27 protein-coding genes and 2 riboswitches are annotated in these 25,055 nt (G+C 41.7%); of the genes, 9 read left to right on the plus strand and 18 right to left on the minus strand.

All coding sequences use genetic code 11. The annotated features are described in order from the left end of the window. Window positions 1-4: 4 nt before the first annotated feature. Window positions 5-955, minus strand: a complete 951-nt coding sequence (locus H605_RS0105895) for a hypothetical protein (protein WP_029053376.1) — start codon at window positions 953-955, stop codon at window positions 5-7. 118 nt (window positions 956-1,073) lie between these two features. On the opposite strand from H605_RS0105895, the gene H605_RS0105900 reads away from it, so the two are divergent. The 9 genes from H605_RS0105900 to ahpF all read left to right on the plus strand — a co-directional run bounded on the left by H605_RS0105900 (window position 1,074) and on the right by ahpF (window position 10,163). Next, entirely contained in the window at window positions 1,074-1,688 is a 615-nt protein-coding gene (locus H605_RS0105900; protein WP_037561645.1) for a DUF421 domain-containing protein, read from the plus strand. 408 nt (window positions 1,689-2,096) lie between these two features. Beyond that, a complete protein-coding gene (locus H605_RS0105910) occupies window positions 2,097-2,693 on the plus strand; it encodes an N-acetyltransferase (RefSeq protein ID WP_029053378.1) in 597 nt (198 codons plus the stop codon). Between the two features lie 149 nt (window positions 2,694-2,842). Beyond that, window positions 2,843-3,943, plus strand: coding sequence for a helix-turn-helix domain-containing protein (locus H605_RS0105915; protein WP_029053379.1), 1,101 nt, complete (start codon window positions 2,843-2,845; stop codon window positions 3,941-3,943). Beyond that, complete coding sequence (locus tag H605_RS0105920; protein ID WP_029053380.1) at window positions 3,940-4,167, plus strand: PLDc N-terminal domain-containing protein; 228 nt, start codon at window positions 3,940-3,942, stop codon at window positions 4,165-4,167. Before H605_RS0105915 ends, H605_RS0105920 begins: the two co-directional genes overlap by 4 nt. Further along, entirely contained in the window at window positions 4,151-5,047 is an 897-nt protein-coding gene (locus H605_RS0105925; RefSeq protein WP_029053381.1) for an ABC transporter ATP-binding protein, read from the plus strand. Before H605_RS0105920 ends, H605_RS0105925 begins: the two co-directional genes overlap by 17 nt. Beyond that, window positions 5,044-5,808, plus strand: coding sequence for an ABC transporter permease (locus H605_RS0105930; RefSeq protein WP_029053382.1), 765 nt, complete (start codon window positions 5,044-5,046; stop codon window positions 5,806-5,808). Before H605_RS0105925 ends, H605_RS0105930 begins: the two co-directional genes overlap by 4 nt. 95 nt (window positions 5,809-5,903) lie before the next feature. Continuing rightward, a complete protein-coding gene (gene guaC / locus H605_RS0105935) occupies window positions 5,904-6,887 on the plus strand; it encodes a GMP reductase (RefSeq protein WP_029053383.1) in 984 nt (327 codons plus the stop codon). A gap of 642 nt (window positions 6,888-7,529) precedes the next feature. Continuing rightward, window positions 7,530-7,627: riboswitch (guanidine-I (ykkC/yxkD leader) on the minus strand. 414 nt (window positions 7,628-8,041) lie between these two features. Then, window positions 8,042-8,611: an alkyl hydroperoxide reductase subunit C gene (gene ahpC, locus H605_RS0105945; protein ID WP_029053385.1), complete on the plus strand. Its 570-nt coding sequence runs from the start codon at window positions 8,042-8,044 to the stop codon at window positions 8,609-8,611. A 13-nt stretch (window positions 8,612-8,624) separates the two neighbouring features. Further along, window positions 8,625-10,163 (plus strand): alkyl hydroperoxide reductase subunit F, encoded by a 1,539-nt coding sequence (gene ahpF, locus H605_RS0105950; protein WP_029053386.1) that lies wholly within the window; start codon window positions 8,625-8,627, stop codon window positions 10,161-10,163. A 114-nt stretch (window positions 10,164-10,277) separates the two neighbouring features. Here the strand turns inward: ahpF and H605_RS0105955 are convergent, their stop codons facing one another. From H605_RS0105955 to H605_RS0106045, 17 genes are all read right to left on the minus strand, one after another. Further along, complete coding sequence (locus H605_RS0105955; protein ID WP_029053387.1) at window positions 10,278-10,763, minus strand: hypothetical protein; 486 nt, start codon at window positions 10,761-10,763, stop codon at window positions 10,278-10,280. A gap of 102 nt (window positions 10,764-10,865) precedes the next feature. After that, complete coding sequence (locus H605_RS0105960) at window positions 10,866-11,270, minus strand: hypothetical protein (RefSeq protein ID WP_029053388.1); 405 nt, start codon at window positions 11,268-11,270, stop codon at window positions 10,866-10,868. Between the two features lie 175 nt (window positions 11,271-11,445). Next, window positions 11,446-11,682 (minus strand): DNA-binding protein, encoded by a 237-nt coding sequence (locus H605_RS17420; RefSeq protein ID WP_335695460.1) that lies wholly within the window; start codon window positions 11,680-11,682, stop codon window positions 11,446-11,448. Between the two features lie 390 nt (window positions 11,683-12,072). Beyond that, on the minus strand, window positions 12,073-12,840 hold the full coding sequence (locus H605_RS0105970) for an SDR family oxidoreductase (protein WP_029053389.1): 768 nt from the start codon (window positions 12,838-12,840) through the stop codon (window positions 12,073-12,075). Between the two features lie 12 nt (window positions 12,841-12,852). Further along, window positions 12,853-13,860: an ABC transporter substrate-binding protein gene (locus tag H605_RS0105975; protein WP_081657860.1), complete on the minus strand. Its 1,008-nt coding sequence runs from the start codon at window positions 13,858-13,860 to the stop codon at window positions 12,853-12,855. Beyond that, window positions 13,860-14,618 (minus strand): ABC transporter permease, encoded by a 759-nt coding sequence (locus H605_RS0105980; protein WP_029053391.1) that lies wholly within the window; start codon window positions 14,616-14,618, stop codon window positions 13,860-13,862. The genes H605_RS0105975 and H605_RS0105980 overlap by 1 nt, the downstream gene beginning before the upstream one ends. Then, entirely contained in the window at window positions 14,615-15,364 is a 750-nt protein-coding gene (locus tag H605_RS0105985; RefSeq protein WP_029053392.1) for an ABC transporter ATP-binding protein, read from the minus strand. The genes H605_RS0105980 and H605_RS0105985 overlap by 4 nt, the downstream gene beginning before the upstream one ends. Before the next feature lie 10 nt (window positions 15,365-15,374). Further along, window positions 15,375-16,823: an acyl-CoA reductase gene (locus H605_RS0105990; RefSeq protein ID WP_029053393.1), complete on the minus strand. Its 1,449-nt coding sequence runs from the start codon at window positions 16,821-16,823 to the stop codon at window positions 15,375-15,377. Continuing rightward, window positions 16,820-17,905 (minus strand): LuxE/PaaK family acyltransferase, encoded by a 1,086-nt coding sequence (locus H605_RS0105995; RefSeq protein WP_029053394.1) that lies wholly within the window; start codon window positions 17,903-17,905, stop codon window positions 16,820-16,822. The genes H605_RS0105990 and H605_RS0105995 overlap by 4 nt, the downstream gene beginning before the upstream one ends. A gap of 74 nt (window positions 17,906-17,979) precedes the next feature. Further along, a riboswitch (TPP riboswitch) is annotated at window positions 17,980-18,081 on the minus strand. An 819-nt stretch (window positions 18,082-18,900) separates the two neighbouring features. Then, entirely contained in the window at window positions 18,901-19,119 is a 219-nt protein-coding gene (locus H605_RS0106005; RefSeq protein ID WP_029053396.1) for a TIGR04104 family putative zinc finger protein, read from the minus strand. Between the two features lie 268 nt (window positions 19,120-19,387). Continuing rightward, window positions 19,388-19,588, minus strand: a complete 201-nt coding sequence (locus H605_RS0106015) for a hypothetical protein (RefSeq protein ID WP_155979476.1) — start codon at window positions 19,586-19,588, stop codon at window positions 19,388-19,390. A gap of 207 nt (window positions 19,589-19,795) precedes the next feature. Further along, on the minus strand, window positions 19,796-20,755 hold the full coding sequence (locus H605_RS17425) for a bile acid:sodium symporter family protein (RefSeq protein WP_037561647.1): 960 nt from the start codon (window positions 20,753-20,755) through the stop codon (window positions 19,796-19,798). Between the two features lie 202 nt (window positions 20,756-20,957). Further along, window positions 20,958-21,263, minus strand: a complete 306-nt coding sequence (locus H605_RS0106025) for a Zn-ribbon domain-containing OB-fold protein (RefSeq protein ID WP_029053398.1) — start codon at window positions 21,261-21,263, stop codon at window positions 20,958-20,960. A 4-nt stretch (window positions 21,264-21,267) separates the two neighbouring features. After that, window positions 21,268-22,401 carry a thiolase C-terminal domain-containing protein gene (locus H605_RS0106030; protein WP_029053399.1) on the minus strand — a complete coding sequence of 378 codons (1,134 nt, stop codon included), beginning with the start codon at window positions 22,399-22,401 and terminating at the stop codon, window positions 21,268-21,270. Further along, window positions 22,398-23,879: a class I adenylate-forming enzyme family protein gene (locus tag H605_RS0106035; protein ID WP_029053400.1), complete on the minus strand. Its 1,482-nt coding sequence runs from the start codon at window positions 23,877-23,879 to the stop codon at window positions 22,398-22,400. Before H605_RS0106035 ends, H605_RS0106030 begins: the two co-directional genes overlap by 4 nt. Window positions 23,880-23,881: 2 nt before the next feature. Further along, on the minus strand, window positions 23,882-24,358 hold the full coding sequence (locus H605_RS0106040; protein ID WP_029053401.1) for a PPC domain-containing DNA-binding protein: 477 nt from the start codon (window positions 24,356-24,358) through the stop codon (window positions 23,882-23,884). Further along, a complete protein-coding gene (locus tag H605_RS0106045) occupies window positions 24,342-25,043 on the minus strand; it encodes an SDR family NAD(P)-dependent oxidoreductase (RefSeq protein ID WP_029053402.1) in 702 nt (233 codons plus the stop codon). Before H605_RS0106045 ends, H605_RS0106040 begins: the two co-directional genes overlap by 17 nt. Window positions 25,044-25,055: the final 12 nt, after the last annotated feature.

The following is a 25,055-nucleotide window of genomic DNA, read 5'->3' on the forward strand; positions in this document are numbered from 1 at the left end:
TACATTACGACATGATAATATCATCTTGCTGCTGATCAAGCCGCCGGATTTCTTCTTCTAAAGCTGCACGTTTTCTTGCAAGTCGGTCCTGTATGCGACGGACATCTTGCGATACTGCGTGTAGCTTCTTTTTGCCGTCAGTAATTCGTGTATGGACCATCCAGTCGGAGAATATATTATCGAAAAACACATCTGTAAATGTAAAGATATCGTTTTTATTTACTTGGAAAGAATCTGTCGCAGCATCTTGCACATCCATCAATTCCGTCTCATAAAGACGTAGTGCCCGTTGTGCTTGATGAACATGATCATCCGAGCTGTTGATTTCGGAATACTTTAATGCCGAGACAAAAATTCCTCCTCCTAAAAATGTATCCCACATTGATATCCCTTCCGCAGAATCCAACTTCTTCATTGCACCTGCCAAAGCTCGTTCCGCCTTTTCCCCCGCTTCAAACGCTTCACCAATTTCACGCAACATAGAATAGACACGCACACGATCGTCTGAAATCTTCTGGAGAGTTTGATTGGCAACAGAATCATTCAAACGGATCCATGACTCTTTTTCCTTCAAGAGGTCTTCCCAGTCTTCGTCAATATGCATGAAGTCCGGTTTCTCTAATTCATTACGCAAATCTTCTACTTCTGCAGTCAGATCTAGTACGTCTTTTTCTGCTTCATTATATTTTAACTCCACTTCTGCTGCTTCTTCGATCTCCTTTTTCATCTTTTCGTCCCATCTACCTGTCCATTCACTAATTTTGTTCGCAAATGAAAACTTACCAAGCTTCACAACATCCTGCTGTTCTTTCGTCAACTGGCGGTGAAGTTGATCACGTTTTTGTTTCATTATGAGTAGCTTTTCGCTTGTCTGCTCTAAGCGTTTCCTCAAGCGCCGTTGATTTACTCGTTTTTCCTGTAGACTATTTTGTCGCATCTGAATATCTTGCCGCATGTTGATCACTCCTTTCTTCTTATACGGAGTTGTATCATGTAAGGATTCATCATTTTCATGCATACTATTTAAAGATCTTCTCACACTAAAGATAAACGCATGAAAAGACGTGAGCATAATGGAGTTCGATTCAATTTGGAAAGCGGTACTCATTATTGTGGCAGGCATTGTTCTTTTACATATTTCTGGCCGCAAGTCCATTTCACAAATGACAGTCGGCCAAACCGTATTGATGATTGCGGTCGGCACATTATTGATTCAGCCTGTAGCAAACAAAAATTTATGGCAAACGCTATTCCTTTCATTTATTTTAGTGCTAACACTTTTTTTCTTTGAATTATTCGCATTGAAGTGGAATTTCTTTGAAGGAATTTTACGAGGAAGATCAAAAATTGTAATAGAAAATGGCATCCTCAAAAAATCCACTATGAAAAAACTCCGCTTAACCGTGGATGAATTGGAAATGCATTTGCGGCAAAATGGAATTGAAAGAATTGATGATGTGAAATGGGCGACTATTGAAATGAGTGGACAGCTTGGTTATGTCTTGATCGACCGCAAGCAATACGCAACGAAAGAAGACATTGCAAGACTTCAGCTGCTATTAGAAGATATGAGCAAGCAACTTGAACTTACTATTCCTTCCACACCTAAATCTACGCCTGTCATTGAAAGTTCCAATCTATTCACAGAAATAGAACACCCTACCTCCGTTCCTAAAACGCTTGAATAAAAGTTTAATGAGCAAGGGAAAGGGGGAAGGTACTTATAACAACTCCAAAATCGAGAGGAAGAAGCATATATGATAAGAGTAATAAAAAAATTAATAAAATGGGGAATGGTGTTATATCCTGTCGCAAAAACCGTCATGAATGAAAAGAAGAAAAAAGAGGCGTATTCAAGTAGTAAAGGTCGTAGGTAAAGCTCAATCAAAATCGATGCCAACTAATTCTTTGGTATCGGTTTTGATTTATTATAATGAAAAAGTAAAACTTATTCTATAAAACACCTTTATTTATTACCAAGAAAAGAGTATACTAAGTATGAGGATTTTTTTCTGACCTCTTTTTTCCTCACATTGTTTGATCCCCAAACAAAAAGCTCCAGGTACATTCATTACCTATGGAGGAGAATTTAACACATGCATTGGTACAACAAATTGAAAGAGTATTTTCCAATCGAAGAGATGAAGTCGCAGGAACATATGGAGACATTACTGAATGATAAAGGCAATGTCTACTATAAGGAAGAAGGGCCAAAGCACGTATTGATGTACGTAGAAACGGAGGACTTCGTTTTCGTAGACTATCTTTTCGTATCTTCAGCCGCACGTGGTGAAGGGTTAGGAAAAAAACTGCTGGATTCGTTGAAAACCAAGAAAAAACCGATCTTACTGGAAGTGGAACCAGTAGACGAAGCCGAACCAGATACTGAGAAACGACTGAAGTTCTATGCACGTGAAGAGTTCATGCACGCACAGAAAATCGGCTATAATCGCCGTTCATTAGCCACTGGCGAACAAACCATCCTCGAAATTCTATACTGGGCACCCCCGCAGTCATCACAAGCGGATGAACAAGATGTATTCAACGCGATGAAAACAACCTACGAAGAAATTCACACCTACAAAGACCAAGATTTCTATGGAGATTCATACGATTCCACTGATAAAGTTCTGCAATATCAAGCGAAACCAAAAAAGAATATTTTAGAACCTTTCACAACAGTGAGCGTGTGATCAGAAGCCGGTCTTTCATAGACCGGCTTTTTTGTGTACTGATACATACTATCTTGTTAGTTGACTCCCCTTCTAAATAATCACCTAACAGTTGATTGAATCAACAAGTGTTTAACCTTACACTGAATAAAAGAGAAAGGTGGGAGGATATGCTGCAAATAGGTACTGTGATTCTACAACAACGAAAGCGACTTCAAATTACACAAGATACACTAGCTTCTTATTGCCAAGTATCGAAAGCTTCTGTATCGAAATGGGAAAAAGGATTAAGCTATCCGGATATCACACTGTTGCCGAAAATAGCTTCGTATTTTGAATTGACCGTTGATGAATTGCTTGGCTATGAACGACAACTTTCTAAAGAAGCCATCCAACATCACTATTATGAATTCGCATCCCGTTTTGGTAAAGAATCTTTTGAATCGGTTTTCATTGACATAGAAGAACAAGTTAAATTGTACTACCACGATTCTGCATTCTTACTGCAGATGAGTATATTACTACTCAATCATCATATGTTGAGTAGTGATAGTTCCTCTGTTTTACAGAAAACTAATCGCTGGTTAGAGCGAATTCGAAAAGTAAGTGAAGATGTATGGGTCTTACGTCAAGCAAACTCCTTACAGGCAACGATTTCGCTCATGCAGTCAAATCCAAACACTACATTGGAATTATTAGACGGAGTCATCAAGCCGAGTATCGGAGACGAGATTTTGCTGGCAACTGCTCATGAACAACTTGGTGATCAAGAGGAAGCGATGCGCGTCATTCAAGTCATGATGTATCAAAACATCATTCAACTTGTCGGTAGCAGCCCGCTCTATTTACGACTTTCCGCTTCTAATCAACAAGCGTTTGATGACACCATTCATCGGATGAATGGATTGATCGAGCTATATGCATTGCGTACTCTTCATCCGAATATGTGTCTGCAATTTTATTTCAGCGTAGCGCAATGTGCAGCTCTTTCTGTTAACCGTGAGTTACTTTACCCGTATCTTAATAAATACGTGGATATATGTGTTCATGATTTACTCCCCTTTTCCTTACGCGGAGACGAATACTTCAATTTACTAGAAGATTGGTTAGAACAACTGGATTTAGGTGCCAATGCACTGCGCAATACAGAGATCATTAAGCGATCGATCATTGAATCGATGGATGCCGATTTCTTTGAACCATTTAAACAAGAAGATGAGATGCAAGAGTTACGGCAACGACTACGCTTTGGACTGGAGGGACGTTCATGAATAACGACATGGCTTTATTTATGGAATATCTACCATTTTTAATTCCGCTCATTATTTTGCAACTGGGATTGGCTATTTTCTCGGCGATACATGTCATTCGCCATCCTCACTACCGCTTCGGCAATCAAGTCATGTGGCTGTTAATTGTTTTATTGATCCAATTTATCGGGCCATTAATCTATTTCGTGTTTGGAAGAGGTGATCACAATGGTCGTACAAATTAATGGTATTTCGAAGCGTTTCGGAGATCATGAAGTGCTGAAAGATATACACCTGGATATTCCTGAGCATACTGTTTTCGGATTTGTTGGTGCTAACGGTTCCGGCAAAACGACACTGATGAAATGTATTCTAGGGTTATTACCACTTAATGCAGGATCCATTACAATTGCAGGTGAACCCGTAACGTTTGGCGAGACAAAGTCCAATCAATATGTCGGCTACTTGCCCGACGTTCCAGATTTTTATCCCTTCTATAATGCAATACAGTATTTGGAGTTATGTGCAGTCATTACAAATATACCCCAAAAAGAACGTCAAAGAAGAATAGCAGAATTACTTGAATTGGTCGGACTGGCTAGCACCACTTCCTTAATTAGTACGTATTCTCGAGGAATGAAACAGCGACTCGGAATTGCACAAGCACTGCTAAATCGCCCTAAATTGTTGATTTGTGATGAGCCTACTTCTGCTTTGGACCCGGCCGGCCGTGCACAGATTCTTTCCATTTTACACAAGGTAAAAGAAGAAACAACTGTTTTCTTCTCCACACATATCGTTTCGGACGCTGAACAAATCTGTGATCATGTCGCGATGTTGCATGAAGGGACTATTATATTCCAAGATGAACTGGTGAATCTTAAACATCAAATTACGGGTCAATTCATTTTCACATTTACAATACCTGTAGCAGAAGCACACGAACGATTGCGACATACCCCATTCGAAATGAAAATTGACAGCAAGCAATTAGTTGTAAGTTTACCTAATGAAAGTACGCAATTGGCTTTCATGCAAGAACTCACTACTCAGAAAATCCTTATACAGTCGATGCATCCCAAAACTCGTTTGCTCGAGCAACTAGTCTTGGAGGTGCTTGGATGAATCAGTGGCTTGGTTTTTTGAAGAAGGAATGGTTCGAAAGTGTGAAGACGTATAAGTTATTGCTTGTCCTAGTCATATTCTCGATTCTCGGTATATTAAATCCATTCACAGCAAAAATCTCTCCGGTGTTATTCGAGCAATTCATGCCTGAAGGTGCACTCGTCAATCTACCTGAACCTACCGCACTCGATTCTTGGCTACAGTTCTATAAAAACGTCCCACAGATGGGATTAATCGTGTTTATTCTATTATTCAGTACGCTGATGTCTAAGGAATTGGAAAAAGGTACGCTTGTGATTTTGCTAACGAAAGGCTTACGTCGCAGTACCGTAATTACGACAAAATTCTTTATGGCTCTCTGCTATTGGACACTGGCCATCACGCTATCATTCACCATCACCTATGCTTACACTGCTTATTATTGGGATCAAAGCCAACTGCAACATTTACTATTTGCAGCCAGTTGCCTGTATGTGTTCGGCATACTATTACTAGCGGTTACATTATGGGGAAATACCTTATTCGCTACACCCTATGGCGGAACACTGGTCACCTTATTAGTCGTCATTACATTATTTATTGCGGCTATATTTCCTACGTCCGCCAATTGGAATCCCCTTGAATTACTGACGGCTACCACTCAGCTATTAACCGGTGAACTAACACCTTTAGACTTATGGGGTCCTTATACTATCACGTTGTTTGCCGCAATTTTAGTCGTACTACTGACTATGTCCCATTTCAAAAGAAAACTACTTTGAAAGCGTTGACAACGAATAAAAAATCATGTAAATTACAAAAGGACGAACAATCCAGTTGTTTTATATGAAAACATTCGTTTATAGAGGTGATTGTAATGGAAACCGTATTTGACTATGAAGATATTCAGCTAGTTCCAGCAAAATGTGTGGTAGAGAGCCGCTCTGAATGTGATACATCCGTTATGTTAGGTGGTCATACGTTCCGTTTACCAGTCGTTCCTGCCAATATGCAGACGATTATCGATGAAAAGATTGCGATTCAATTAGCAGAAGATGGCTATTTCTATATTATGCACCGTTTCAAACCTGAAACGCGTGTAGATTTTATTAAAGATATGCACGCCCGCGGTTTAATTGCTTCAATAAGTGTTGGCGTGAAAGAAGAGGAGTATGGATTCGTTGAGCAACTTGCGATTAACGCACATGTTCCTGAATTCATCACGATCGATATTGCGCACGGTCATTCGAATCAAGTCATTCGCATGATCCAGCACATCAAAAAGCATTTGCCAATGAGCTTTGTCATTGCAGGCAATGTAGGTACACCTGAAGCTGTCCGTGAGCTCGAAAACGCCGGTGCTGACGCGACAAAAGTAGGTATCGGGCCAGGTAAAGTTTGTATCACGAAGATCAAAACAGGATTCGGAACAGGTGGCTGGCAACTTGCGGCTGTTCGCTTATGTGCGAAAGCTGCTTCCAAACCAATCATTGCAGACGGCGGAATCCGTACACATGGCGACATCGCAAAATCTGTACGTTTTGGTGCAAGTATGGTCATGGTCGGCTCATTATTCGCCGGTCACGAAGAATCTCCTGGACAGACTGTAGAACAAGATGGTCAATTGTATAAAGAATACTTCGGTTCAGCTTCTGAATTCCAAAAAGGTGAAAAGAAGAATGTAGAGGGCAAGAAAATGTTTGTGGAATATAAAGGTCCATTGAAAGATACGTTGATTGAAATGGAACAAGATCTTCAGTCTGCTATTTCTTATTCCGGCGGCAAGACACTGAGTTCCATACGCAATGTAGATTATGTTATTGTGAAGAACTCGATTTTTAATGGTGATAAAGTATTTTAATGAAGTATAACCGGTTAGAGATTAGTCTCTAACCGTTTTTTTTACGTTGTAGTGTATTTATATTGAACATAGAGGTCATTGAGGTGTTTTTAAGAATTATATCCAAACGAAACTGCAAACACGAACGCAAATATGGATAAGACAATGATAATTGAACAGATTATCGTTATGACCAAGGTTAAGCTTTTGGGCATATCAGAACGGTTTTTCCAAATAGCTATAAGTAAAAACATGTTGACTAATAGAATGATTAAAAAAATAGAAAGAAGCATGTATCGCTCTTTAATCACAAACCATACATCCATTGCGTTTGCTCCTTTCTGATAACTTTTAACTTAACAGCCTGTTTCTCTGAATGCATAGGCGAGGATCATTTACACCAGATAGTATTTGTAACGGGATAGTGGTTGGAACCCTTTGGTCTGCGCTGCAACCGGAAGCACATGTGCCGCCGTAATCATTAAATAGTTGCTCACTATGATCAAAATCATCGTTCCAGCCCATGTCCAAAAATCATAAGCGTGTGTTAATCCAATCACCTAAAAAAGCCGCTATAAAACCTTTAATTCAATTTCGATTCATGTAATGACCCTTCACAATCAGTTGTAAATTATAAAGCTTAGGAGAACACTGTTTAATAGTATATTCCAGGCTCTTATCCTTCCGTGACATAGAAAGATCTATGAGTTTTCTCTAGGACCAGTCCAACAATTTGCTGCGGAACCCTAGATAGCATTTAGTCATTCAATTTAATCACTACGTTACAGTAAAATGTAACATATTTCCACAATGATCTGGTCTGGATCCCGCACAAAGTCTCTTACATTAACACGCCCCGCAGTTGTACAGATTAGTTCTTCACCCTCAATTTGACTTTTCCAATTTGGTTTATCCATCAATTGCTTAGTTTAATCCCTTCCACTGCTTTCGAGCCAACTGGTAATCATTCAATTTAATTGAGAATAAAGGAGAATGCGGGTCGTATACTATCATCTCCCCGGATAATATATAATGACATTTTACTAGACGAAATCAATATGGTTGACAACTCTTCAGGTTTATATAATAATGATTACGTAATTAGAATTATTATATTCTATAACTTAAACAGATGACTGCATTAGTCATCAAAAACACTTTAGGAGGAATCATTCATGTCAATGATCGGAAAACAAATCGAAGAGTTTACAGCAAATGCGTACAACAGTGGTAACGGGGAATTCATCGAAATAACCCAAGAAAACTTTAAGGGAAAATGGAGCGTAGTTTGCTTCTACCCAGCTGACTTCACATTTGTCTGCCCTACTGAACTCGAAGACCTTCAGAACCAATACGAAACATTGAAAGGCCTCGATACAGAAGTATACTCCGTTTCAACGGACACACACTTCACACACAAAGCATGGCACGACCACTCAGATGCCATTAGCAGCTTACGCTACATCATGGTCGGTGACCCTTCACAGAAAATCTCTCGTATTTTCGACGTGCTAGACGAAGAAGCAGGTCTTGCACAGCGCGGTACATTTATCATCGATCCGGACGGCGTCGTGCAGGCAGCAGAAATCAACGCAGACGGAATCGGCCGTGACGCAAGCGTTTTAGTCAATAAAATCAAAGCAGCACAATATGTCCGCAACAATCCGGGCGAAGTATGTCCGGCTAAATGGCAGGAAGGCAGCGAAACACTGAAGCCAAGCCTGGATCTTGTAGGTAAAATTTAAGGAGACGGTTTATATGTTAGATGCGAATATTAAAGCGCAGTTAGCCCAATATCTCGAGATGATGGAAAAGGAAGTCCAGCTAAAGATCAGCGTGGGCTCCGACAAAGTAGCACAGGACATGCAAGAGCTAGTGGATGAACTGGCTTCCATGTCTTCTCTCATCAAAGTAGAAAAAGCAGAATTGGAAAGAACTCCAAGTTTCAGCATCAACCGCCCTGGCGAAGATACCGGCATTGTATTTGCCGGTATTCCGCTTGGTCACGAATTCACCTCTCTCGTCCTAGCTTTGCTCCATGTGAGCGGCAGAGCGCCTAAAGTCAATGATCAGGTGATCGAGCAAGTGAAGAACATTGAAGGTGTGCATCATTTCGAATCCTATATCAGCTTGAGCTGTCAGAACTGTCCGGAAGTCGTACAGGCGCTAAACATCATGAGCGTACTGAATCCGAATATCACGCATACGATGATCGACGGAGCAGCCTTTAAGGATGAAGTGGAAAGCAAAAACATCATGGCGGTTCCGACCGTGTACTTAAACGGCGAACCATTCACGAACGGCCGCAAAACAATCGAGGAGATCCTTGCGGAAATGGGAAGCGGCCTGGATGCATCCGACTTCGAAGACAAAGACCCATTTGACGTGCTCGTTGTCGGTGGAGGACCAGCCGGCGCAAGCGCAGCAATCTACGCTGCCCGCAAAGGGATTCGCACAGGCATCGTCGCTGATCGTTTCGGTGGTCAGATCTTGGATACCGCAGCAATTGAGAACTTCATCAGCGTCAATCGCACGGAAGGACCGAAGCTTGCGGCAAGCCTTGAAGAACACGTGAAGGAATACGATATCGATATCATGAACCTGCAGACAGCGAAACGTCTAGAGAAAAAGGATCTCATTGAAATCGAACTAGAAAACGGCGCAGTTCTCAAGAGCAAGACTGTGATCTTGTCGACGGGTGCGCGCTGGCGCAACATCGGCGTGCCAGGCGAAGCCGAATTCCGCAACAAAGGCGTTGCCTACTGTCCGCACTGCGACGGCCCTTTGTTTGAAGGCAAGGACGTGGCAGTAGTTGGCGGTGGAAACTCCGGTATCGAAGCAGCGATTGACCTGGCAGGTATCGCAAGTCATGTCACAGTGCTCGAGTTTGCATCAGAACTCAAAGCGGACGCGGTCTTGCAGGAACGCTTGAACAGCCTGCCGAACGCTAAGGTGTTGACGAACGTCCAAACGAAGGAAATCACCGGCACTGATAAAGTAAACGGCGTCACGTATACAGACCGTGATTCCGGTGAGGAACATCATATCGAACTGGACGGCATATTCATCCAGATCGGGCTCGTGCCGAACACGGACTGGCTCGGCGATTCAATTGAACGCAACCGCTTCGGCGAGATTGTGGTCGATAAAAAAGGTACGACGAACGTACCCGGCGTATTTGCGGCGGGCGACTGCTCGGACAGCCCTTACAAGCAGATCATCATCTCTATGGGCTCCGGCGCAACCGCTTCCCTCAGCGCGTTCGATTATCTCGTACGCAGTAAAGTGGAAGTCTAATAACGAAAAGATGCAGGAAGGCTATACGCCCTTCTGCATCTTTTTTTGCATTTTGCTCTTACGAATTAGCAGAAACCTTGTGCAACAATCGCCCCCGATTGTTTAAAGTTGAATTTAATTAATAGATCCCTCGGGAGTTAAGTATTGTGTAGTCTTGGCAGCATACGCACCGTAAGCGTAAGCGGCAGATTCTTTTTCGTCATCCTCTAACATTGTCTTTTCAAATTCTTCACGGTTATTGAATCCATCAGCAACACCTTTATACTCCTCATATGTGATTTCGGTAGCAAAAACCTTTTCTTCTTGTACGGCTTCATAATGTTCTTCTGATAGATTTGCTCTTACCAGCAAATAAGCTTCGTAAGTAGCACCGTTAAGCATATCTACATCTTCGTCATTATTTAATTCCGCAGTTGCTTTGTTAAAATCCTCAATTGCTTGATCAAACTCTGAGGCACTTAAATCTGTTTTTGCAGCTTCAATGTTCTTTGTTTCACTGTCCGTATAATCACCTTCTGCAAGCCCTTCTTGATTTGTTGAATTACACGCCGTTAGAATTAATACTCCTACTAGTGATAGCATGAAAATAAATTTTTTCATACGTATTCCCTCCTAAAATTACTTACGTGGCAAAATGGCCCTTTAACGGCATAATCCTTATTCAAGAATTGCACCCATTAGTGAAATAAGCAAATTGCTTACTTAGTCTGAATAAGAACCTCCTGGTAATGTAAATAAATAGAATCCATTATCTCCTCTTAACTGCCACCCTTCAAAAAAACTACTATCGTGAAACAGTTCAAGAAAAGTATTATCTTCAAATTCCAAAACTAAGTCAGATATTTCTTCAAAATGATAGACATTCATAACCTTTTTACCCATAAGAATACTTTCAACATTCTTATAGGTGAATTTATCAGAGGCTTGGGTACAATCTGAAAACCCAATTAAGACTTGATTAGCAACTAGTAATCTCCAAGGACATTCAATTATTAACCCACCACTACTAAACCCCAATCCCAATGGTAAGTTTTTTTCTGTATTCACCTCAATAACACTTTGTCCAAAAAAATAATTAAAATCAATACTACTTTGTTTTCTAAACATTTTGAGCACCACATTTCCATCCTTATTTCTACTGATAGGTTTATTCAAGTAAATGGTTCTAATATGTAATAAGGGCGTAGGTTCTTGTTCCGTTAATGCACCCGCAGTACAGTTTACTCTCCTAAATTAGATAACCAGTTACGCAATTTTGCCTTGGGGTAATATATTTTATTATTTATATGGACGTGCGGTATGCTGGATATTCTTGAATTAAGCTTTTCGCGTCTTCTTTAGAAATCCCCATCAAATAATGGACATTATTTTCTTTGATCAATTCGTGTTCATCATCATTGCTAAAGATTTCACTAAGACTATCTTTTGCATCCGGGTTTTTAAAGTTTTTAAGACCATTGCCTATAAAATACCCTGCAGCTGCAATTCCTAAAGCAACCAAAATTAAATCAAATCCCATATTGATACCATCCTCATTGTTTTTTAAAATCAATTAAAGCGTTCAATAGTAACAGAACACCTATGTAAATATGAAAAATCTGCATTCAGTTTGTTAATATAAAATTAATGAATACTGGAATCGATTAGAACATCCGAGACTTGGTGAGACACCCGTCCTGCCCAAAGTTTTTTGTTTTGATAACCGCCCATGCCATTGGGTATGAAATCAGCCGGGAGGAATTCATCCATAATCCAAATGAAATTAAAATTATAGTCGTTACAATGACAAAATCTCTTGAAAAACTAACATAAAAAGCACATCTTTCTTAAAATGTGCTTTTTGTTGTTCTTATTCTTTTACAAATTGACGCATATTTTTGTTTCATTACATCTCAGTTAAGAAAACTTATCAATTCATCACAAATCCACCATCCACATAGATTGTTTGTCCAGTGACGAATTCGGCCCATTCGGAAGCGAGAAATAAGACGGGACCCACAATATCAGTCGGCATGGCGATTCGCCCCAAAGGTGTCTGCGAGATAATCATCTCTTTTACGTCTTCCTTCGTATTCTTACTTGCATCTGTCGGGTATACCAGCCCAGGCGCAACACTATTCACGCGAATGCCGAAAGATCCGAGTTCAGTGGCAAGATTTCTACTAAAACTCTGTAATGCACCTTTTGCAGTTGTATAGTCAAGATAAGGAACGACTGGACGTGCAATCAGATTGGATACCATGTTGACAATACTGCCGCCCCCCTGCTTTTTCATGCCAGGAATGACTGCCTGTGTCATATTGTAGACAGCACGGAGCGAACCATCCAACTGCTCCTGATAGTCTTCCCATTTTAAATCCCAGGCAAGTTTCCGGTTTTCCGGATCAAATTGAAAGGATTTGAAAGCATTGTTGACAACAACGTCAATTTTTCCAACTTCAAGAAGGATGTCTCCCACCAACCGATTCACATCTTCCTCCACTGTCACGTCTGCCTGGATCGCCCAAGCATCTCCCCCAAGTGCTTGACAGGCCCCAACAACTTCTGCTGCCGCCTTTTCGTTCTGCAAATAGTTCACAATGACGAAAGCACCTTCCCCCGCAAAAGACTTTGCGATGGCAGCGCCGATTCCACGGCTTGCACCTGTGACAAGGATGACCCTATCTTTAAATTTCATGATTTCTCTCCCTCACTTCTTAGCTATGAATTCACTTGGTACAATTGTTGTTAAATCTAGTTTATGTTCGATAAGCCCCAGTTCAAAATACAGATCCGCTGCTTCTTGCAAATTCGGAAGGTCAATTACACCGAGTTGTTTATCGTCTCCTGTAGATGGTAATGCGGATGCATTTCGCAATTCAATAATAGCTAAATTATGCGCCTCGTCCTTGCCATCGATCGCGTACTTCACAGCTAAAGCGGCCGCTTCTTCAGGCTGATCCATCATCCACTTGACGCTTTTCCGATATCCTTCTAAAAAGGCCAGAATCTCCTCTTTTTTCTGTTCATAAGTATCTTCTGTAACAACGAACAAGTCACTGGAATAGTTAAAGTGATCTTTAACTTCCATCACATTGACATCTTCAAGTCCTTTGGCGATCCCAGTTGCAAGACCTGTATCTGTCGCAGCCGTCGCATCGACCCGCCCCTGCATAAGTGGGGCAAAATTCAACACACCTGTTTCTACGATTGTTACATCTTCTTCCGAAAGTCCCGCATGATGTAACATAACAAGGAGATTCTGTCTTGTCCCGCTGGATAAGCTGTAGACGCCAATCGTCTTCCCTTTTAAATCTTGCGGTTTTGTGAGTTGATTCGCCTGCAACGAAACAATATTAAACACATTTTGCGGATAAATATCATAAAGAACGACCAGCTTCTCTCCTTTGTCCAGTGCGGCGAATAGGGAGCCTGGGTCAGTAAATGCAATATCTGCTTTACCAGATGCAATATTTTTAATCGCATCCCCGCCTCCAGCGCCCGGGATAAATTCAAGTTCAATTTGTTGATCCTTGAAATAACTTTTTTCTTCAGCCAATAGGTTGATTTGCTCTGTAATCGGCTGACTCCAGCTTGCCATTCGTAATTTACGTGCTTTTTCATCCTCAGATCCTTCTTCACTATGATTTCCTTGATTACATGCAACAAGCACAAAACTGCATGCAATCAGAAATACAAATAGGCCTATTTTTCTCATTATTTTCGTTCACCCCAATATAAATATTTTGCGAACACAATTTTTTCTATAAGTATTACAAGTCCATATAACAACATTCCATACACCGTTAATAAGATTAATACCGCGAACATTAACGGCGTATCCATCATGCCCTGCGATGCAATAATCATCGCACCAAGCCCCTTGTTGGCCCCTATGAATTCACCAACAACCGCCCCGACGAGTGCAAGTACAACCGCAACGCGAAGTCCGCTCATAATACTCGGAAGCCCTTCAGGTATTTTTAAATGAATAAATGTTTCCCAGCGTGTTGCATGCAATACACGAAAGAGATTTTCCTTATCTCGGTCAATACGCTGCATAGCAGTCATTGTATTTTCAAGCAGTGGGAAAAAACAGATCATGGCCGTAATCACAATTTTAGAGGTCATCCCAAAACCGAACCATAGGACAAACAGTGGTGCAAGTGCAAGTTTCGGTACGGCCTGACTCGCGATGACATACGGAGACAACAAACTACGAAGCCACGGAAACTCACCCATAAAAACACCTAATAGGAAACCTAAAAGCGAACCGATGAACAATCCCGCAATCACTTCTATACCTGTCTGAATGAGATGTGGCGTAAAATAACCTGTTTTCAATTCAGTCCATAAAAGCGGAAAGACGATGGATGGCGCAGGCAAAACAAGTTCCGACATCGAACGAGCGGCAAGCTCCCATACAGTGACCAATCCGATGAAAACAAATGATGAAAAAACGGGCGCCCATTTCATTTTACCGGCACTCCTTCCAGCGCCTGCCGGAGAACAAAGCCCAGTTCATTAAAACGACTGCTATAACGCGTATCCAACGTCCGCGGTTTTGGCAAATCAATGGTTTCTGTATGGACGATCTTCCCTTCTTCCATTACCAATACGTGATCTGCAACGTAGATCGCTTCCGCAATATCATGGGTGATGAATAACACTGTCATTTGATGATGCGCACACAACGCTAGTAAATCGTCTTGCAATTCTTCTCGCGTAATCGCATCCAACGCTGCAAAAGGTTCATCTAAAAACAAATACTGTGGATTTTTGATCAATGCACGTGCAATTGCCACACGACTCTGCTGACCGCCTGAAAGTTGCAGCGGAAAGGAATAGGTATGTTGTTCTATTTTCATTAATTCCAACAAAGCCTTTGCTCTATCTTGTTCTTCTAACGTACTTTTCCGTTTCAATTCAATCGGAAAAAGGACATTTTCAAGAACTGTTTTCCATTCTAATAATGTCGGGGACTGAAAGACAAATCCCGCATCGGCTATTGGCTTTAGAACCTGCTGCCCGTCCAATAAAATATGGCCAACTTCAGCTTTCATGAGACCGGATGCAATTTTTAAAAAAGACGTTTTTCCACAACCGCTGCGTCCGACTAAACAATGAAACTCTCCATCTCCTACATGGTAGTTTACCCCCTGTAAAACCGTTTTTCCCCCATCATAGCTATGGGAAATATGATCTATCGTTAGTCCACTCATATGTAACCCCTCAATCCCGATACGATGAAAAATTCTCAGCATACACTTCTGCACTATGCTCAATATCCACAAATTGTACCAAATCCAGTAAACTCCACGTTCCGTCGTGATGCCATCCCGCTTCAGGCGCCGTCATTTGACCGAGCGATGAAATCCTAGTCACGCCTAATGTTGCCAATAATGTAGAAAGTTGAAATAAGTTTCTCGGTGATGCTGCAACCCCCGCGGTTTGTAAATAGTTCCGAAAAGGCACTAATAGCGGCGTCATTTCATGAAAGTTCTCTATTTCAATGATGCGAATAACTCTATTTAACGGACTTGGCAGAACATAGTCTTTTAATGGTTCATAGACAACTGTCCAGCTTCCCGAATCGGAACTGATCACTTCTTTGCCTTGTTCCGAAAATACGCTGATCTGTTCTTTTTGCTTCCAAGCAAATGACTTCGCGTCTTCCTCCTGTGACAGGGTGCGGCGAGGAAATCGTTTTTCAAAAGCACTTAACTCATGTGCGACATACTGGCTAAAAATTTTTGGCGAAACCTGGCCTCCGCTTTGAACAAAAAAGAAATGCGGTGAATAACATCCTTGTTGATCAAAACGCATCACATCGTACGCGGCAAGGCGTGCTGTTTCATGAACATTTTTTGCATTCAAACTTTCTTTTGCAACAATCCCAAAACTAACTTTATGACCATGCGCTAAAAAACGTGTTGTCAGTGGAACCCGATTTTTAATAGCCGTTAAGGAATCATTGCCTCCATACGCAAAAACGATATCCGATGCTGCGAATAACTGTGTCTCTTTTTCTTCATCCCCGCCCTGCCACCAAACGACCGCCAAGCAATCCGCCAGCCGCGGCTCAACTTCGGCAATCAATTTTGCCGCCCACCCCGCAAATAACGGCTCAGCACTTGATACCTTTCCTATCGATCCGCCTTTTACAAGCAGACTGGATACTATGCTCCATAGCGGTAATGCAGGTACATTCCCCGCCCAAATAGTTGTCATCAATTGTGGACCGATTGCCTTTGAATAGCCGCCCTTAGCCCGCGGTTGAAAATCATCTAGCGCTAATGGATTGCCAAAGTCTTCGACTAAAAACCGCTGCAGCTGAGGTTTTCGAAACGTTTTTAATTGGGCCGTTATTCCGAGACGAACCATTTCTTCATCGAAGCCCGTGATGATCGGCAGCAATGCCTCGGCCTTTTTTCGATAAGGATTGTCCCGATCCAACAGACGTGCAATGACCTGATCAATGATATGTACCAGTTCAGAAACGCTAAAGGATTTCAAGATATCACTTGCTTTTTTCACGCCGTCGGCAATTTGTAGTAACTGCTCAGTCGTTAGAACGGGTACCTGAACTTGCAACTCTTTCCCATGACTTTGAAATGTTTTGATTTCATAGGAAACATCTTCCTCATTAATCTGCGTGAAATAGCCTGCACGTTCCATCATTTGAAAGCCCCTTGCGTTACCTGAACGAACGCTTCAAGCGCGAGTGAACAACCTTTCGCTTCTGCACCTTCAACCCTTCCTAAAAACAAAAAGCCATTCTCTTTTTTCACACCCATGTCCTCAGTCAAAATCGCCGCAACAGAATTCACATTTGCCAAATCATACTGAATGAGCACCCCGGGTTCACCGTCAGGCTGATCTACCCCAGTTATCGGGTCCACCACTCTCGTCCGGATCCAATGCGGACCTGACTTTTCAGATGGGATGATCGCATTCCCTTCGTCATAAAACTGTGTACTTAGTTCCGTCATCCCGAACATATTGATGCAGTTTTCCGTCTTAACGCCAAGATAATACGTCATCTTTTGATAAAACGAAGTCAAATCCAACTCCTCTGACTGTTTCTTAAATCCGCCTGTATCCAGTAGCTTACTTCCTTCTGGCAATGAAAATCTGCGCCCTTGTTTTGCTAACACTTCAAATAAGTGAACGAAACTAAATGAGGCTCCAAGCAAAGCGTACGGGTTCCCTTCCGACTCTCGTTTCTCTAATTCCTGAATGAGCTGATTTGTTTGCAAGCCACAATCATCTACAAAATAGGTGAAATCATCACCACTAAATGTCTGCGCCGCAAGTGCTAAATAATGCGCAAGCGAAGAATTTGGCATTAAATCTGTTTTGGGGAATAAAATCCCCATCGGTATTTTCTGGTCGCTTCCCATAAATCGCTTCTTAAAAACGGTCTGCATCGATTGGTCATACACTTCTAACGTCGAGTGGTAATGTTTCCCCCGTTCTCCCCTCGTTGTACCGCTTGTCATGAAAGTAGCCAAAGCGGTTTCGATGTTCGTGCAGCTTAAAGGAACTTCTTTAAACGCATCAATCGGCACAGCGGGAATCTCCGTCCAAGACTTGACTAACCTTGGCGTCTTTCCTTTTGCTCGACAGTACGTTTGATAAGGTAAATTGTTTTCGTATTGGTAACGAAACAATGACAATGCCTGTCCATTAAATTCTGCTTCCGAACTACTGGATTGATCCAAAAATGCTAATGTACTTTCTACTATCTCTTGCTTTGTCATATTCACCAAATCCTTTCATTCCACATAAAAAAACGCCGTCTATGATTTTTCGTCAAGAAGCGGCGCCTACTTTTTTTAATTTGCGGCCACTTTCCTACGCTGGCATGATCCAGGTCAGGTACAAAGGGTTCGCAACATACGTCTCAGTCCAATAAAAGACTCCCCCAGTGGTAGTTCCTATTCAATTCCTACTATCTATTGTAACATAAATCTGAAAAATCACGAAAATGAATTGATCCGTACGAAGATAACAATTCAAATTGAAAAAGTACATTGCCAATAAAACAGTAACAGGTTCAGTTGATGGGCAGAAAACACGAAAATGTACACTAATTAGCATCTAAATTAGCGTATGATTAGCATCCAAATTAACAGTAGAAAAAGCAGAAAAAATGCCCAGGTTATCATGCCTGTGCATTTTTTCCTATCCTATCCTTTATTCCGCAAACGCCCCTGATTATAGAAATATTTAACTCATACAAATCGGATGGATTAATTGACCCATCCGATTTGTACGTTTACTAACACAATAGTAAAAATGGTTAATACGACATAAAATAAATGGAAATAAACATTCCCATATTCCTTATTATTAAAATTTCTTTTAGCTAATATATAATTCAAGAAAATAAAACTAACACATGAAATAAAAAAAGCGCTTATACTCATAAATCCGACAAAAGTTAAAATCAACATAATAATACAAAATATAATATATCTAATTCCCTCTACCTTTAACAAACCCATAAAAAGCTCCCACTTCCTCTATCTTTGAACTTTTCATATAAAAAAATAACCATCCCCTCTTTTTTCATATCAGCTCGACTTCCAATTTGGGTCCATTTCAGGGACAGTCAGGCTTGCCCAAGTACCATAGTTTCACAAAACTAATTCTTCGCTAGGTAATCGTTTCCTAGACAGTATCCATCTAACAATCTGGCCCTATAACTGAATAGGGTGCAAATTTTTCTTCAAGAATTGCCCCATTTATGGAATTACCAAAGGGGTTCATCTTTTCCACTTAATTTAATTTTTGAAATTATAAACGGAACAAATATTAGACTTAACCATCCCAAAGTTAATAACCTTTGCGATTCAGCAGATATGTATTGTCTATCACCACAATTGGGGCAGTCTTTTCCCTTCTTTGAAAATCCAAGAGCGATTATGTCTTTCGCATTCCACTTGTAATTACAGTTAGTACAACGTGGCATGATTATCCCCTCCTATTCTTAATTACCTTACATTCACAAAATGGCCCTATTGCGGTTTTGAGACATTTGCTTATCAAGCAAACGCCTCCGTTTCTAAACTTTATCCACATCGCTCGTGGTAAACAATAAAGCGATTAGCGTTAGAAATGAAGCTATTATAATTACCGTAAGAATAAGCATAATCAAACTCCTCCTTTTTCGTTAAATGGCCCGTTTGAAGCACAAGTCTTGTACCGTTAAAGCCCCGATTCCAAAACATCTTGGTCTATTAAAGTCTTTTGCGTTTAATATTAAAAATAAATTCAAACAGAAAGGCAACTGCTATACCGCTTAAAAAAATATAACCTGGAGAAAATAAAGCACTTCCCATTACTGAGTAATAAAAGTAGTTTATTGCCGTAATTAGCATGTAGGCATAAAAACCAAAGAAAACTCCCTTTTTCCAATTGTGTGATTCATCCTCATTCATCGACTTGAAGAACCTCATAACATCACTTCCCTCACCTCGTGAAATGAACAGATTGTTCAATACTGACTTCACTCCAATTCGTCACATTTATCCAATAGTATATCATTTCCATTTTTGAAATTATATCTTTTGTAAGGAATTTTCCAATATAAAAAGCGATAAAGTTTTATCGCTTTACAGAATAAATATCTTGAGTATTATATTTCATTAGCTGTTACCATCCGCAGCAAGTCGGAATTTGTTCTCGAATAGACTTGCGAGTAAGGCGCCTATCGTTAAGTTCATTACCATATTGGCAACGGCTGGTACCGCTGCGAGTGATCCGAAGTGTTCCATCGCAAGTGTTGCGGCGAGGGCGGTGTTGCAAATACCTGTATGGAATAAAATTGCGCGGGCGTTGCGCTCGGGTACACCTAGCCATCTCGAGATAAAATAGCCAGCGCCCATTGGGATGCTGACTTGTAATGTGACTGCTATGAATACAAGCGGCAGCACGGACAAGTTCTCAGACAAGGCTTGCTGGGCATTGGATATGACCGATAGGATGACTAGAAATAGAGCAAGTTGAGACAAGACTCCGGTATATGGTTTGAACTTCTCCACTTGACGCTGAAACTTCCACTGAATTAGTAAACCGCCAATCAAAGGGAAGAACACGATATAAATAATGTTAAGAAATAAAGGCCAGAATTCAATAGGTATAAACCGTCCCGCAAATGTCTGCAATAAAACCGGCGTCAGCACAGGTGAGATGAATGTATCAAGTGTCGCCATCGTAATACTGAGCGCGACTTCTCCTCCTGCAATAAATGTATATATATTTGCAGACGTTCCGCTTGGTACGGTTCCCGCCAAAATAATACCGGTCGCGATTTCTGCTTGATTGCCGAAAAATAAATAGGCAATTGCTATCGACACTGCAACCATGATCGTCCATTTCAACAAGACACCCAGTAAAGCGTATTTCGGGTTTTTGATGACCTCGAGCAGCTTCTCCGATGAAAGCGATAAGCCCATCAGAAAGAAGATCGTCCCTAATCCAAAGCCCGTCAATTGCCGGATTGAAATGAATGCATCCGGAATGATATAGGCGATAATGGATAAGAGTACGATCCAAAGTGGTAAATACTTCGAAATGATTTTTGATATGGTTTGTATAGTTTTCATTTATTTCTCCTCCTTGCGAGGAAGTCCGTCTTTGTGTTTTGCTATGAGCGGTTAGACCGTCGCTATGAGCGCTTATCGAAGCACTATGAGCAGTCAAAGGCCGCGTATGAGCGGTTAAAGCATTCATTAGAGCACTCGCTCCGCAACTATGAGCGCTTTTCACGAATCTTTGAGCGTTCAGCATAAAAACCTCACTGATCACTCAGCATTTCCGATATATATACGCCCCATCCTCTACATAATCCAATTCCGCCACATCGCCAATCTGAACATTTCCATCCGTTCTGACCGTAACCTTCGCTTTGGATTCATCCAACTGAATAAGTGCCACTGTGTAAGGAGCGAGATGAGCAAATTCAGCAGGTGCAATATGAATATCCGTGTAACTATAGACCGTACCTTTCGAAGACACGTCTTGCTCTTGCAAATTGCCTGTTCCGCAACTCGGACAACGGTATTTATTCGAGACACTGGCATATTCACACTGATCGCATTGATAGACTTTCATCTCTTCACAACCTTTCTAGAATATGAACAGTGGAGTACGAACCTGTTCCACCCAGGTTTTGCGCCAAAGCGAGTCGCGCATGTTCTACTTGATTTGGTGCAGTACCGCGAAGTTGTTGGACGAGCTGATACATTTGTGCGACACCAGTTGCACCGATTGGGTGACCGCGTGACAATAATCCCCCACTCGTGTTCACTGGTTTATCGCCAGTCGCTGTCGTTCGACCTTGCTCCACCGCAAGCCAACCTTCACGTTTATTGAAAAAGCCTAACTCCTCAATCGCAAGCATTTCCGTCATTGAGAAACAGTCATGAATTTCCACGACGTCGATATCTTCCGGGCCGACGCCTGCTTTTTCATATGCCAAGCGACCTGACTCTCGAACTGCGGGCAATGAAAGTAAATCGTCCGCGTCTTGCATTTGTGTAGGTCCTGAACTTTGTGCAGACGAACGGATATGGATCGCACCTTTTTTACGCGTAATGACCAATGCTGCCGCCCCATCCGTTGTTGGAGAACAATCAAATAAGCCGAGTGGAGACGTAATAATACGTGCCTCCATAATCTCTTCCATCGTCGTTGGTTTCTGGAATTGCGCCAAAGGATTATGTAAAGCATTTTCACGATTCTTCAACGCAATCATCGCCAAATGCTCTTTCGTAGCATCCGTTTCATAGAAGTAACGGTTCGCGAGTACGCCAAAGAATCCAGGGAATGTGAGACCTGCCTGCTTTTCATTGGAATCGTTATCCATTGCGGCATTGATCGCCTGTGTAACGTCAGCAGTCGAAGCATGTTTCATCTTCTCCACACCTGCTATTAAGACTGTATCGTATTCGCCGCTTAGAATTCCCATGATCCCTTGACGAAGCGCAATCCCCCCTGATGCACAAGCACCTTCTACTTTGGCTGTCGGGATATAGCCGAGTCCGAGTTCATTGGCTACTAAGGCGCCGAGGATTTCTTGATTACCGATCGAGCCACCCATAAAGTTGCCGACAAACACCGCATCAACTTTCGGATTTCCTGCATTTTCAAGTGCTTCTATCGACGCTTCAACTAACAACTGCTTCATAGACTTGTCGACAAATTTCCCGAACTTCGTCATGCCAATTCCTTCGATATAGACATTCGTCAAGACTGCACCTCCACATGCTGATTGCGTAATTCCCGTTTTAAGATTTTACCGTACGAGCTTTTCGGTAGTTCATCTACGATATACATCTCTTTGGGTTTTTTGAAGCTCGCCATATGATCTAGACATAACTGAAGTAATTCTTCTTTCATCACGGGCTTAGTACCGTTCGGAACGACATATGCAATAACATTTTCTCCCCACTTATCGTCAGGTACACCGATAACGCATGTCTCTTTTACCCCATCATGCTTATTGAGGACTTCTTCCACTTCTCTCGGATAAATATTGACGCCTCCTGAAATAATGACGTCTTTTTTGCGGTCCACGATATGCACATAGCCCGCCTCACTTTTCCAACCGAGATCACCAGTTTGTAACCAGCCGCCACGTAACGTTTCATTTGTCGCCTGCTCGTTATTCCAGTAACCTTTCATGACAAGAGAGCCTTTACAAACGATCTCTCCAACTTCACCTGCCGGCAGTTCAGTCCCTTGCGCATCGACAATCTTCACATCGACAAAAGGTCCGACACGCCCACAGGATTCCAGATGATCGCCAAGTTCGCGTTTCGGCATCATCGTAATACACATCGGCGCCTCAACTTGACCGAATGTCTGTGCAAATATCGGCCCTGTCAGAGCGAGTGCTTGCTCGAGCTTACTTGCAGCAATCGAAGAACCGGCCATATTAATCGTCTTAATTGTAGATAAATTCTTCGGATCAAATTTCGGATGCTGGATCATTAAATTAACCATAGTAGGTACAAGGAAAATAACAGTGACTTTTTCTTTCGTTAAATTATGAACGAATTCTTCAGGCTCAAACTTATTGAATACAACTTGCGTTAATCCATACAGCCACGCTACATGCGACAGGAAGTTACTGCCGTGTGTCAATGGTGCAACATGACCTATCACATCGTCGTAATCGGTCTCACAAGCAAGCGCTAGTGACAAAGCTCCCGAAATGATATTGCGATGACTCAACATCACACCTTTTGGATTTCCTGTCGTACCGGATGTATACATAATCGCAAATATATCCTCTTCCACAATCTCCGTTGTACATGTAGCCCCCCTATTTTGTTCAATGACTTGTTCATACTGCTCGCCGATTGTTAGCGCTTGGATGACTGTATCGATTGGTTTTATTAACTCTGATTCACCAATGATCAACTGAACATCTGCATCGTCCAGCATATATTCATGCTCTTTCGGATGAAGCCGATAATTTAACGGTACTTTGATGACACCTGAGATTGCCGCCGCTACGTCAAGCTCAATATGTTCCAGGCGATTTGACGATAGAACGGCAAAGCGGTCCCCTTTTTGAAGACCTACTTTCGCAAAGTATGCTGTCAGTGCAAATGCCCGTTGCATCAGTTCATGAAACGTAAGTGAGCGCCTTTCATCTTTCACAGCTATTTTATTCGGATAAGCTGCGGCTGATTTCATTGCTAGTTTACCGATTGTCTCCAACGTCACTCACTCCTTTTCGTAAAATGAAATAATGGAATACCTGAATATTCATCTGGTTTTCTATGAACATGTGTATAGGATACCGGGAATATAATGAATTCCACTGTAATCGCCACGGGATTTTCTCCTCTAAGGAAGTGACCGCCATTCATCTGTTGATCACAGTCTACATATAGTCCGTGGAAGTGGATATCCAACTGCCCTTGTTCATCGTAACCAACAAATCCTGAACCGGAAAGCAGTTCGACGGGAGTGTCTGTGACAAGCCTTTCGGAATACTGTAAACTTTTATCTGGATTTTGCTGAGGTTGTACAATGGTCGCATACGCAAGAGAGCCTATACATTGAAATTGAGCTGCTTCGACATGATGCTGCTTACACACTGCGAGAATACCTTCAAATAGATCGGTACCTTTCTTCAAACGTCCGATAATTCGATTCGTTTTCTCGTCATATACCGCTTCAATTGGGTGATTCAATACAAAACCCTCCATCCATTTTCAGTACTTGTCCTGTCGTATAGTTAGATTCAGATGAGGCAAAGTACAGAACGGCTTCTGCGATACTCGCCACTGTGCCTGTTTGATGGATTGTCGCCTTATCCAAATTGGTCATAACTACAGGTGCAACTGAATTACATGTGATTCCATACTCACGAAGTTCTTTAGCGGTCTGCTTGGTCAATTTACTAACTGAATCCTTAGAAGTTGTGAACGTTCGTTCTTTATCGGAACTTGATATCGAACTAATATTAATGATACGACCATACTTCTGCTCCACCATATACGGTGATACTCCTTGAATGAATAGAGAAGTTGCTTGTGCCTTCAAATCTACTTCGAGTTGCCATTGATCAATAGATGACTGATTTTCATTATGAATACCACATATACACATATTGTTTACTAATATATGTAGTTCCCCGAAGGCATCCGATGCTCTAGCGATTGCCGCGTTCACAAATTCTTTATCACGAATTTCGCCCAAGCATTCTAAATAAACCGCTTTGCCCCTAAATGATTGAATGGCTTCCAATGTCCCGGCACAGCTTGTTGAATCCACCAGTACGACATTGGCACCTTGTTGTGAAAGAAGGAGGGCCGTCTGGGCACCAATACCATTGGCAGCCCCTGTGACGATCGCCGTCTGTCCTTTCAGTTTCATAAGCAACCCTCC

Origin of the sequence: Sporosarcina ureae DSM 2281 (assembly GCF_000425545.1) — a bacterium.
Classification (GTDB): Bacteria; Bacillota; Bacilli; order Bacillales_A; family Planococcaceae; genus Sporosarcina; species Sporosarcina ureae.